Here is a 12,673-nt window from a genome sequence, read left to right as displayed (position 1 = left end):
ATCAAGGATTATAGTGTTTTGAGGAGGCATATTTAATTCCACTGTTTTTCCATTCCGTAGATGAATAACTCTTTTTCCACCGTTCTTGGTATGTAAACCCAAAATACCACCTCCCGGAAGTAGAGACTTGCCACAATTGACAAACTACTTTCGAACGGTTCACCTCGTAACGCTTATTTGTACTCAACCATTATGACATGTTCCCCTTCAGGGATATGTTCAACAACAACATAAGTGCTGGATTCTACCTTTTCAGTTTTTATCGATGCCGATTTATTATCCACGGTAACCTTTGAAGGGCTTTTGCCGACGGGTAAGAACAATCTTACTTTATAATTCAACGGATCACCGCTCACAGTTAATTGCATTCTGTTTTGATTTTTCTTTTGTAGATAGTGATAGTTGACCTTTTTATCACTTGCCGGATAATGAATTGTAATTTTAACATCATCCTTTCCTGCAACTAACCAGCGCGGTGAAAGTTCAACCGATTGAAACAATTGACCCCTATCCACTACACCTGCCAATCCTTCAATTAATGCACTCATTACTGCCGCCTGTCCCCAATTATCCGGTATTCCTGCATCGACAGTACCGTCAGGACGATATGCAACCGGCAAGTCGCCATGATGCTTTCGAACTAAATCTAACAGTCGATTTAAAATATCTACCCCATAACTTTCCATGCCATGCTGAAACGCAGCTTTTGCCAATTCTCCTGCAACAATAGTGTTCACTCCACCGTTCATATAAGAGCCCGGTTGATAATCGGCAAAATGAGGTTCAACAGGAGGATATATTCCAAACCATTCGGCAAAACTGTTCAATACATTTTTCTCTTTCAGCGATTGATACGTTTTAATTATAGAAACTGCCATATCGTGGGTAGGCAAACCACGATTAATATCATAGGGATTGGAAAGGCTCAACGTATTTTTCTGGTCCATGTGAAGGTAAGATGGCATAGGATCGTCGGGAACAAAATGGACATAAAATTTTCCGTTCCAACAAAGCTTATTCGTTCGAATACGAATTATCTCGGCTTGCTTAGCCCATATTTCGGCTTTTTCCGGTTCATTCATCGATTCATACATTCTTGACAACTGGTTGCATGCTGCATATAATCCACTGTTGTCGCCATGCATAATTCCCATGGGGGTGTTCTCATTAATATTAAAAATGCCGTCCTGAACATCACCTCCTGCCCTTGTATATTCTTCACGCGTTGTCGGCAGCTGCATAAAGTCCCATGTATCCAATGTATATCCACGTTTAATCAGCTGATATTTTTTCGACCATCTTAACGGATCGTTCATCGAATAATACAATCCTTTCTCCAAATTATTCATCCATCGATGCAGGTATTCATTATCTCCCTCAGCCTGCCAAATATACCAAGCACCTTCTACCAACAAATATTCCAAGTCGGCTTCCACCGGCAACCGATGCATTTGGGTCTTTTCACCGGAAAAAATTTTCCAGTAGCGATGATCGAAAAGATTCATCCGGTGATTTTCCGGTGCTGTAATAGGCATATAGTAATCGTAATAGAGCCCTTCTTTAGTTTGTCTTTCCATAAAAAGTTCCCAAAAACTGCTTATATCCGAGACAAAGTATTTCATGGCTTTGACCACATGGGTATTGTCTCGTATCCAAGGGACAAACTGGCTTCGTTCTTTACCTCCCAACGTAACTTTTCGTGACTCGTCGGAATCGAGAAGACGCTCCTTTATACGGTTAAATAATTCTTGATATTCTCCTGCTCCTTCCCCAAATGTGGTTTGAGCCTTCATCGTTGGGCTCATCAACAACTGAAAACAAAAAATGAAAATGATAAAAAGCGCTTTCATTATTCTTTCAATTTTAAATAGGTAAATTAATTTTTACAACATGGCAATAAAAAACGATTGTCAATACTTTGCATCAAAACCGTCTAAAAACGCTTAGAAAGAAATGTTTTTTAAAAATTCCGCACTCGACTCCAGACAGCCTATTCCTTCGGGTTCATTATCGCGCTCAACCATATAGTGTTTGATCCCCTGCTTTTCAGCTTCTCTGAAAATGGGTACAAAATCGATAATTCCTCTGCCGGGACAAATAAAATCACCATCTGGAGCCATGTCTTTCACATGCAAAACTGAAATTCTCCCGGCATATTTCCTCAACACTTGGAGAGGATCTCCTCCTCCTTTTTTTACCCAATAAATATCCATTTCGCACTGAACAAGCTGAGGATCGGTATTCTTCATCAAGTAATCGAAAGGCAGTCCTTTTTCCATGGCATGAAATTCCAAATTATGATTATGCCATAACAACGACAGCCCGTTTGCTTTCGCTTGGGCACCCACTTCATTGAGCACCCTGGCCGATTTTTTGCAGTCCTCTAAAGTAAATGGCCCTCCTGTAAGCCATGGCCAGTAAATTACGACATACTTTACTCCTAATACATTTATGCGGTCAAATTCTGCCTGAAGTTGATCTGCTGTAGCCGTAAAATCAATACCCGAAGCCACAGGTTTTAAACCGATTTCATTACAATAATCGACAAACTCTTTAGACGAAGGAGCATACTCGTCGCCTCCTTCTATTTCTGAAAAGCCAAATGCTACCGCCTTCTTCAACGTTCCCTTCCAATCGGCTTTCATCTCCTTATCGACAATTCCGGCAATAAAGCCAATCTTTCTAAGTTTACTGTTGCTTACAAAATTCATTGGGATCGCATGGTCTGCAAATAATAATCCCGTAGCCATCACCATGCCTTTCTTTATAAAATTCCTCCTACTTCCCATTCTCTTTTGTTTTAGTCTTGTCTTGTTTTTGCTGTCTCTAAATTTCGGGTAAATGCCACGGCTTGCGATACTCGGGAAATATCAATTCATTGGCCCTTTCGCAATTGATAAACCGATTGTTGACATCATCCCACTCAAGGACTGTTTGTTCTACACGTCCAGCAATATTCGAAATATGAGCATGCAATGCAGCTGCCCTCCCCACCTCAGGAGGACAAGAAGGGGTCTCACGACTTTTCACGCAATGCAGAAAATTGTCCACATGCTGGCGATGGGATTCACTCCCCTTGTCATACGAAACCGCTTTTGCCTTGGGCGTTTTCTTTTCTTCATCCCATTCGGGATATAAACGGTATTTCAGACGATCGGCACAAATCGTGGCATTATCTCCAATAAACTGTACGCCATACGACGAATCAAAAGGTCCTTGCTGAATGCCGGCTGTCATATCCCAGGTGATGACATAATCTTTTTTCGGAAAAATAACGTTCATAGTGTCGAAGGTATCACGATGCATGGTTTTGGGGCAAAGATTCGCAGCATAAGTGATTACTTTTTCGGGTCCTTCGACCAGATCAGTTATCCAAAGACCCATATCAATAAGATGTACTCCCCAATCGGACATTAGCCCTCCTCCATAATCCCAAAAATGTCTCCAACTTCCATGAAAACGGTTGGGATTAAACTGCCGTTTTGGAGCCGGTCCAAGCCACATATCATAATCCACCCCCGGCGGTACCTCGCTGTCAGGTCGAGGAATGGCTCCCAACCCATAATTAAAATTAGCCCAAATGTTCACCTTGCGCAACTTCCCTATTTCACCACTTTTTATCAGATTCATTACGTCCTTAAAAACTTTACTGTCACGCTGTTGCTGACCTACCTGCACCACACGTTGGTACTTTTTTGCGGCTTTCACCATAATATTGCACTCGCCGATAGTATTGGCCATCGGTTTTTCTACATACACATCCTTTCCTGCCTGACAAGCGTCAACCATTATCAAACAATGCCAATGATCTGGAGTGCCGATGATCACGGCATCCACATCATTTCGCTCGAGAACTTGTCGATAATCGCCATATAAAACAGGCTGTTGGCCATAACGATTTTTCACTTCTTGAGCCTTAGCGTTCAGCACATTTTTATCTACATCGCAAAGAGCAACACAATTTACCATTTGGGTATCGAGGTGATGTCCCAAAATGCCGAAACCCATATTGTTACATCCTATCAATGCCACGTTCACTTTATCCGATGGGGCAACGGAAGCCGACCATACGCGTCGAGGAAGAATTGTAATTGTCCCCATCGCCGAAGCAGCCATGGTCGATTTTTTAATAAAACTTCTTCGTGTTAGATTCATTTTTTACTGAAATTTAAATGGGTAAAATTAGATTCATAGAATTCAATGGAGAACACAACGTTCAAAATAGGATGCGGTAGACGAACATCATCTCTGTAATCGTCCGTCACCTAAATATCTTCATCTTAATCTTTTACAGATAAAGAATAAATTCAAAAAAATTAATGATAAAGAGCCCCTCATTCGAGAGGATCTCTTTATCATTAAGATCATTAAGCGAAGAATCAATAACCTTCATTTTGATTCATATTCGGATTTTCCACCACTTCCTGCTCAGGCAACGGGAAATTCACATTATAGTCCTCAAACCTGAAATTGGGATCAAGCGAATGGAAATCCAAATTTTTAAGATCTATTTCTCCGGCGATATGTCGGCGGCGCAAATCCCACCAACGATGACCTTCCTCAAAAGCCAATTCGAGACGGCGTTCTTCAAAAATCCATTCCAGTACTTTCTGTCTCTCAGTTTCGTTTACATTTCGATCTGCCGGAACATCGGAATATTCATCCCCTGAATTACGGGCACGCTCCCGAATTTGATTAATCAAACCTATGGCTTCCGATAAATTCGCATTGGAACGAACAATAGCTTCCGCCTTAAGAAGCAAAACATCGGCATACCGCAAGATTCTCGGATTATTCACACTAAGCTCATAATCCTGACCACCCCATCCTGTTGCATAGGCTGTATTTCGAATATATTTTTTAACATTCAGATTCACACCCGAAGTTAAATCCATATTATAGGTTCTTCTGAAATCACCTTCTTCGTAAGCATTTTTAATGGAAGCTGTTGCAGTGTAATAAGAATTTCCGATCCATGAAGGTTTCTGGGAAAAATAACCATAATAGGCCCCTATTTCACCGATAACTGCAAAATTGTCATTATCCAAAAACGGATTAACATCACTAGGACTACTGTTTGCCTGGTACTCAAAAAGTGACTCTAGATTATTTTCAAAATTTACATCAAAATTCTGGCTGTATTTCGGAGTGAGACTAATACTCTGAATTGCATTGAAATCAGAAATTGCCTTTGTAAAATCTTCAGTAGTTTTATTCACACTTCCTCTGAATACCAAACATTTTCCACGTAATCCGCGTGCCGAATTTTTGGTTACCCGTCCCTTCATCTCTGGGGACCAACTGTCAGGAAGCAATTGTGCAGCTTCTGCAAGATCCACGATCGCCTGATCCAGCAATTCCGTTTCTTCCGAATTGGGAAGATACCCATCGGAGATTTCGGTAATTCTTGTGGTAACCAAGGGAGCTGTTCCAAAAACATTCCAAAGCTGCAGATACATATAAGCTCGCAGGAAAAGGGCTTCTCCCTTGTGATGATTCTTCAGTTCAGGCTGTTTTTTGTAAGCAAAATCAGCATTTTCTTCAATTTTTTCGAGCATGTAATTAGCCCTGTTAATCAACTGGTATGCATACGTATAGAACAATGTCACCTGCCAATTGCTTCCATTAAGCCCTGAAAAATTTTCAAGAGCATTAGTTGAAGGGGTCGTCAAATCATCACTTGGTAAATGCCAAACCGGAGCCGTATTGCCGTTTTGACTTCCTCCGAACCTGTAAAAGAAACCCAGCTTTTGATAAATACCCATTATACCTGCATCCATTTGAGATTCATTTTGGAAATAGGTAGCTTCCGTATCCCCAACAGGTAAAAGATTAACCGTATCTTCACTACACGAATATTGAGTCAAAGTAAAGATAAGCAAAATATAATATAATACTTTCCTATTTTTCATTTTTGTTCTATTTTGAAATTAAAAGCTTAAATTGACACCAATACTAAAAGTAACTGGAGTGGTAATATTTTCCGGATCAAGGTCATCATAAGGCGAGATAACAAAAAGATTATTCCCGGCCAAATAACAGCGCAAATTACTTAAACCTAACGCGTTAAGTATTTTCCCTCTAAAATTATAACCTATCTGGAAATTCTGAAAACGAAGAAAAGCCCCACTTTCAACATGACGGTCCGATATTCTGTTATTCCCAGAAGGATCATTCTGTACTGCTCGCGGAATCGAAGTGGAAGTATTTTCAGGCGTCCACCTGTCATGATAGACAGCCAAAAAATTTTCTCCGAAACCACCAATACTTTGTTTACCTAGCGTATTGATTTTTTGAACATCACCCACTCCTGCAAAATTTAAAGTAGCGTCCAAGTTTTTATAACTTAAATCGAAACCGACACCATAATAAAAACCGGGAATCGTTTTTCCCAAGTACGTTTGATCGTAGCTGTCAATTTGTCCGTCGGGTTTATAACTTTTAAATGCTATCTCCGGGTCATCCTCTGTCGGTGCACCATAAAGATCGACAAAAATCACATCTCCCGGTGCTTTTTGTGCATCTCGGCCGGGATCTTTAATCTTGGACTGATAATTCGCTACTTCCTGTTCTGTTTGAAATAAACCGTCAGTTTTATAACCATAAATATAATTCATGGAATATCCTTCTTCAATGCGCACATTGCCATTTGTCACCGGTTGCCCCTCGTAAAGTTTTTTTACGGTATTTTTAACAGTAGTAAGGTTCGCCGATACAGAATACCCCAATTCACCAACTTTGTCGGTATAGGACGCTTGAAATTCGAATCCTTTGTTTTCAACCTGGGCAAGATTGACTACCGGACTGTTGAGAACACCGATAAGCCGTGGGATACTAATAGTTTGGAGAATACCGTCGGTAAAACGATTGTAATACTCGGCAGTAAAAGTTAGCCTATTCCCCAACATAACAGCATCAAAACCGACATTGGTCGTAGTTACCGTTTCCCAACTCAAATCCTTAACGGGAAAATCACCCAGTGCCGCTGCAGGATAAATTATGCCTTCACCAGGTTTTCCACTACTTCCGAAAGCCGCTTTCGGGTTCATATTAACCAATGAGAGAAATGCATAGTCTCGTGTTTCCTGATTTCCGGTTTCACCCCATCCGACGCGAATTTTTAAATCGTCAAGCCATTCCAGGTTTTCCATAAACGGTTCGGAAGAAATGCGCCATGCTCCGGCAAAAGAAGGAAAAGTACCCCATTTATAACCAGGTCCAAATTTCGAAGATCCATCACGCCTTACGGTAACATCCAAATAATACTTGCTGTTGAAATTATAGCTTAAACGACCCATATATCCTTGAAGTCCTGAACGATTACGTTCGTAAAGTGCCCCTTTGTTTTCAGGATCCCATCCTTCTTCTATTCGTCTCTGATCCCAACTGGTTATCGGCGATTCTTTATCTATACTCATTTGAGTAAAATTCCATTTTACCCGTTGGTCCATAACATTGAATATGAAATCCACATTATGCTTCCCGAAACTGTTGTTGTAACCCACCAAAAACTCTTTTACGATATTGATGTTATCAAGTACTCTCCTGCTATAAAAGTTTCCGGTCGATTCCGGATAAGGGATACCCCTATCATTTTCAAAAAGCCCCCTATCCATTTCATAGTAATTTTCCTTAATGTTCGTGTAGTAATCGAAACTTACCGTTCCTTTTATACGTAATCCATCAAAAGGGCTTATTTCAGCATAAACACTACCTAAATTTCGCATAAGATCAAATTTGGTGGTCATCAATTCGGCACGGGCAAGAAAATGGCTTCGGGTTGCCATGCCATAACCATATGATCGGAAAACGCCATCAATTGTTCTACCCGTTGGAGCATAACCATAAGGACCTTCAGGATCATAAATGGGCTGCCATGGAGCACGAAAAGCCGTCGTCAAATCAGCTCCTCCATCCATATCAGTTTGAGTATAAACAAATCGATAAGATTCTCCGATTTTCAACCATTTCGTCAATTGATGATCGGAATTGGCAAATAGGTTATAACGGTCAAATTCATCTCTAAAAAAAGCATTCTGCTGATTGGAATAACCGGCACCGACAGCATAGGTAGAAGTTTGATTTCCCCCGGAAACGGAAATATTGTAATCCTGAACGGGCGCATTCTCCACCAGGGCAGCTTTCACCCAATCTTCTGTATAATCGCGGCTGTTTCCCAGATAATTGGGTGAAGTTTCATCAAAAAGGGTATAATGCCATTCAGGCACATAGGCAGGATTAGCTTCTGCAGCTTCAAGGCTCCAATCCACATATTCCTGGATAGAAGCCATATCGTAACGTTTAAAATTATTCTGAATACCGTAACGGGCACTCATTTCAACACGAGGCTTACCCTCTTTCCCTCGCTTGGTGGTGATCAAAATAACCCCATTAGATGCTCTAACACCATAGATAGCAGTTGCAGACGCGTCTTTTAACACCGAGATAGACTCGATGTCGTTTGGGTTAATCATGGAAAGTACATTTATCGGACTTCTGATGTCCTGTGCACGTGCATCACCTGCTGAAGCGTACCCTTCTGACATGGGTACCCCATCAATCACATACAATGGATCGTTATATCCGAGTGTACTTACTCCCCTGATGCTAACTGTCGGACGAGCTGTCGGATTGCTCCCCGGATTGCTGATATAAACACCCGGTATTCTTCCCTGCATGGCCAATTCGGGTGTTATAGCATTCTGTTTAATGATTTCTTCTGAACTAATTTGGGATACTGCTCCTGTTAAATCCTTTTTTAAACGAGTACCATACCCGATAGCTACAACTTCCTCTAATGCTACTGCTTCTTCCTGCAAGGTAACATCGATTCTGGTGCGGTTGCCGATGTTAATCTCTTGGGTTTCCATCCCGACAAAGGAGAAGACCAATGTGGCGTCCTCTGGAACGTTACTTAATGAATAGTTGCCGTCTGCATCCGTTATTGTACCGATTGTAGTACCCTTAACCATTACGGTTGTACCCGGCAAGGGGTCCCCTTTTGAGTCGGTTACTTTACCGGTAACGGTGCGCTGCTGCTGCTGAACGTCTACGACAGCCGACGCTTTCTCTGCCGGTTGTTTTTCGCTACGGAATAACAGAATGTGTTTACCGACTATGCGATACGAAACTTCATCACTCAACAAGCGATCCAGAATACTTTCAATGCTTTCGTTTTTCGCTTCGAAATCGACTTTCGAATTCACATCAATCACATTGTTTTCGTACATGAACGAAAAACCCGTGCTTTTCTCGATACGGTCAAAGACACCTTTCAGGGTTGTGTTTTTCACCGAAAAAGTTAATCTTGTCTCCTGCGCATGACTCTCATCTGCATTACTGCATATAATTCCCACCCCACTGATGAGTATAAAAGCCAGCAGTACTTTACATACGGGAGAAAAAATGTGTTCTCCCTTCTTTTTCTCGTTTTTTTTCATACCTTTGTAACGTTGATTTTTGCAGCATTTCATTCAGGTTAAGCACAAATGACAATTTGTTTACCAACGAAACGGCTGCGGTGAAACATACTAATTACATCTGTACAGACTTTCCTGCAAGAAAGTCTGTATTTTTTTGTCTTTCAAAATTCGTCTTTTTCATTCGTCATTGATTTTAGTGTGTATACTTGATTTTTACCTCTTTCCCGTCAATTTCATATATAATGGGCGTGATCACTTTCATCTTTTCGAGGATTTCGGTCAGCGATTCCGTTTTTATCCGGAAAGTATAATGATGCTTTTCCGAAACAGATGACGGCTCAACCTCAATATTCACCCCATACCACCGCTCCAAATACTTCACTACTTCACTTAACGGCGTATTATCGAATTTCAATTCGTCGTTTCTCCACGAACTTATCGCTTCGGGATCCCCACTGCCAAAAGAAAGCCGTCGTGTCTTTTTGTCCAATACCGCCCGGTCCCCCCGGGTAAGCAACCCCAATTCCTTTTTTTTATCAGTTATCGCAACCCTTCCTTCACTAACGGTTATCTCCTGTATATTATCCTCCTTGTAGTTTTTTACATTAAACGACGTCCCGTGCACATCGACAAAAAGATTCCCAATGTTGACCCGAAACCGTTTCGCTTTGTTCTTGGCTACATCAAAAAAAGCCTCGCCTTCAGCCAACAGAACTTCACGATCCTTTATATTAAAAGCGCCATTATATTTAAGAACAGATCCCGAATTGAGCCAAACCGTCGAACCGTCGGGTAACACAACTTTGGTTTTTTGACCTGCCGGCGCAATAATTTCGGTATATTGTCTGCTCAACTGATCGAGATGAGAAGTATAGAGCGTGAAAAAGGCAACGCCCAGCAATACAATTACAAGAACAGCAGCAGCATAATGAAATCTCGAAACGAAATGCTTAACCCCGTTTCTATTCTTTATTCGTTTATTGATGGATGCCCACGCTTTCTTTTGATCCGGCTCAAAATAGGGAGGAAGAAAAGAAGTCGACTCATATACCCGAAAAATTTCCCCATAAACTTCGCTGTTGGTCTCATCTACATCCAACCATGCAGTCAGTTCATCGAGTTCCTCTTGATTCGCTTCGCCTTTGAAACTTTTTGCAATAATATTCCACGGTATCCTTCGTTCCATCCTTTTAACTGTCTTCTACATATAAGGCACACAACTCAGCGAATACCCCTAAAAATTTTCCAATTTTTTTTTGTATTTAACCTATTCGCCGTGAAAAATGCCATTAAATGTGCAATGCAAAAAACGAATGACATGAAAATCGTGCGTTGTGGAGAAATCGTCAGAAAGAAAGGGGAAAAAGAGAATGGCATCAAATGAATAGAAAAAAAGGAAAAAACAAAAAACAGGAAGCAGAAAACATTTCCCGCGTCCTAACAGACAACAACCATCAAGAAAAGAATAAAAAGGTCATCATAATAAGGTTTCAAAAATTCTCTCAATTTTTTTAACGCAATTCCCATTTGATTTTCCACTGTCTTTGTCGAAATACCTAACTCGTTGGAAATTTCCTTATAAGTGAGTTTTTTTTCTTTGCACAGAATATAAATTTCGCGACATTTCTCGGGCAAACTCGCCACTGCCTTTTCTAGGATTGCTTGTTTACGAAAATCATCTTCCCTTTCTTCCGGAATTTCGCAAGAAGTGGCGGATTCATTCGCCAGTTTTTCATGGATTGCCAAACGGTTCTTTTCGTTTCTCAGGTAATTCAGACTTTTGTTTTTCGATGCTTTCAGCAAATACGATTTTATCGATGTTTCGATATGGATTTCTTCTTTTTGGGACCAGAAATACACATATACATCCTGAATAATATCCTCGGCCATAGCAGGATCATTCAGGTAGATATTGACGAAGTTGCACAGATCGGCATAATATTTTTCGAAAAAGAAACGAAAAGCTTCTTTATCGCCTTCTGCCATCCGAGCAAAAATGAACCGTTCTTCGTCGTTGATGTTTTTCATTCCCAATAACTGATCAAAAAAAGATATTTTACAAAAACAAATATCACAATTTTTTTTTAAACACTATAAAGAATTTTGTTTTTAACACTTTTCGTCATTTAACTTTCGTTGCAATCAATTACTATTGATTTACATTACGCATTGCGATTTATTTTTCGTGTTCCGCCGAGAATACTACAGATTTTCGTTTGACCAAAAATAATTATTCTACACCAATTTCCCTAGATACACCAAGTCCGTACCAAGTCCGTACCAAGGCTGCACCAAGTCCGCTTGAATATTTTGCCGTTTATGCTGCAAAAAGATAGGTTTATATTGGCCGAAGCCTATGGAATCGGGTGTTTTTTTCCTTGCTTTAATGCAAGCATGAAGCGAACGTATCCCCTTGATGTTACGAGCAACAGCTTTCTTTTTTATCAAGTTAAAGTTAATTATCGTTAAATGATTATCTCGGATTACTTTTAAATCCTATCGTTACCCGGGAAAAAATACCTGTTCACCCTCTTTACCTCCACGTGCTCACCAATGAAATAACAATATACGCCAATATACCGGCTGCAATACCCAAAATACCCCACAAAACAATAAAGACAATCATAAAACCAACAAGCAAAATCTGTCTTTCGTTCCCTTTGATTTTTCCTGTTTTAATTTTGAAGGAAAACATGGGAATATTCGAAACCATCAACAACGACAAAACAAGAATAAGTCCCAAAGTTAAATAAAGCAACCCTACGTTCACAGGTGCAATGTGTTGGACACCATAACAATAACTAATCCAGAACAAGGCATTGGCAGGAGTAGGCAATCCAAGAAAAGAAGCAGTCTGTTTTTCATCCAAATTGAATTTCCCAAGGCGCAGTGCCGAGAAAACCGGGATCAGATAGGCCATGAAAGGAATATAAGGAGAAACATCCGTCAAATAAGGAGGGTAAACGGAAAAATTGCGCAACAAAATAAACACGGCCGAAGCAGGTGCTACACCGAAACTCACTATATCTGCCAACGAATCGAGTTCTTTGCCTAGAGGGGAGGTTACACCCAAAAGGCGCGCGGCAAATCCGTCGAAAAAATCGAACACAGCCGCAATCAACACCCAAATTACAACACCTGAAAAACTTCCGGAAAAAGCCATTGAAAGGGCAATGCATCCCGAAAAAAGATTCATCATGGTAAACGCATTGGGAATATGTTTTTTCATCCTTAAAATAAATTTACATGAT

The 12,673-nt window shown here is 40.5% G+C and carries 9 protein-coding genes; all 9 read right to left on the bottom strand.

Features of this window, described 5'->3' with window-relative positions; translation table 11 throughout:
* Positions 1–173: 173 nt before the first annotated feature.
* On the bottom strand, positions 174–1,850 hold the full coding sequence (locus OLM34_RS07220; protein WP_264406257.1) for a glucosidase family protein: 1,677 nt from the start codon (positions 1,848–1,850) through the stop codon (positions 174–176).
* Positions 1,851–1,943: 93 nt separating this feature from the next.
* Positions 1,944–2,789 (bottom strand): sugar phosphate isomerase/epimerase family protein, encoded by an 846-nt coding sequence (locus OLM34_RS07215; RefSeq protein WP_264406255.1) that lies wholly within the window; start codon positions 2,787–2,789, stop codon positions 1,944–1,946.
* A gap of 37 nt (positions 2,790–2,826) precedes the next feature.
* A complete protein-coding gene (locus OLM34_RS07210) occupies positions 2,827–4,155 on the bottom strand; it encodes a Gfo/Idh/MocA family oxidoreductase (protein WP_264406254.1) in 1,329 nt (442 codons plus the stop codon).
* Between the two features lie 224 nt (positions 4,156–4,379).
* Positions 4,380–5,912 carry a RagB/SusD family nutrient uptake outer membrane protein gene (locus OLM34_RS07205; RefSeq protein WP_264406253.1) on the bottom strand — a complete coding sequence of 511 codons (1,533 nt, stop codon included), beginning with the start codon at positions 5,910–5,912 and terminating at the stop codon, positions 4,380–4,382.
* A gap of 18 nt (positions 5,913–5,930) precedes the next feature.
* Positions 5,931–9,440, bottom strand: a complete 3,510-nt coding sequence (locus OLM34_RS07200; RefSeq protein WP_264406251.1) for a TonB-dependent receptor — start codon at positions 9,438–9,440, stop codon at positions 5,931–5,933.
* Between the two features lie 175 nt (positions 9,441–9,615).
* Positions 9,616–10,608 (bottom strand): FecR family protein, encoded by a 993-nt coding sequence (locus tag OLM34_RS07195; protein ID WP_264406249.1) that lies wholly within the window; start codon positions 10,606–10,608, stop codon positions 9,616–9,618.
* A gap of 251 nt (positions 10,609–10,859) precedes the next feature.
* Positions 10,860–11,450, bottom strand: a complete 591-nt coding sequence (locus OLM34_RS07190; RefSeq protein WP_264406247.1) for an RNA polymerase sigma-70 factor — start codon at positions 11,448–11,450, stop codon at positions 10,860–10,862.
* Positions 11,451–11,657: 207 nt separating this feature from the next.
* Complete coding sequence (locus OLM34_RS07185; protein ID WP_264406245.1) at positions 11,658–11,870, bottom strand: hypothetical protein; 213 nt, start codon at positions 11,868–11,870, stop codon at positions 11,658–11,660.
* Between the two features lie 85 nt (positions 11,871–11,955).
* A complete protein-coding gene (gene pssA / locus OLM34_RS07180; protein WP_264406244.1) occupies positions 11,956–12,651 on the bottom strand; it encodes a CDP-diacylglycerol--serine O-phosphatidyltransferase in 696 nt (231 codons plus the stop codon).
* Positions 12,652–12,673 lie beyond the last annotated feature (22 nt).

The organism is Anaerorudis cellulosivorans, from assembly GCF_025943985.1.
GTDB classification, from domain to species: domain Bacteria; phylum Bacteroidota; class Bacteroidia; order Bacteroidales; family Dysgonomonadaceae; genus Anaerorudis; species Anaerorudis cellulosivorans.
The sequence above is the reverse complement of the archived record's forward strand: the minus strand, read 5'-3'. Positions and strand labels throughout refer to the sequence as shown.

Excerpts from the sequence above, each read along its gene's own strand:
- OLM34_RS07220 (WP_264406257.1), bottom strand. The coding sequence starts at position 1,850 with ATGAAAGCGCTTTTTATCATTTTCATTTTTTGTTTTCAGTTGTTGATG.
- OLM34_RS07215 (WP_264406255.1), bottom strand. The coding sequence starts at position 2,789 with ATGGGAAGTAGGAGGAATTTTATAAAGAAAGGCATGGTGATGGCTACG.
- OLM34_RS07210 (WP_264406254.1), bottom strand. The coding sequence starts at position 4,155 with ATGAATCTAACACGAAGAAGTTTTATTAAAAAATCGACCATGGCTGCT.
- OLM34_RS07205 (WP_264406253.1), bottom strand. The coding sequence starts at position 5,912 with ATGAAAAATAGGAAAGTATTATATTATATTTTGCTTATCTTTACTTTG.
- OLM34_RS07200 (WP_264406251.1), bottom strand. The coding sequence starts at position 9,440 with ATGAAAAAAAACGAGAAAAAGAAGGGAGAACACATTTTTTCTCCCGTA.
- OLM34_RS07195 (WP_264406249.1), bottom strand. The coding sequence starts at position 10,608 with ATGGAACGAAGGATACCGTGGAATATTATTGCAAAAAGTTTCAAAGGC.
- OLM34_RS07190 (WP_264406247.1), bottom strand. The coding sequence starts at position 11,450 with ATGAAAAACATCAACGACGAAGAACGGTTCATTTTTGCTCGGATGGCA.
- pssA (WP_264406244.1), bottom strand. The coding sequence starts at position 12,651 with ATGAAAAAACATATTCCCAATGCGTTTACCATGATGAATCTTTTTTCG.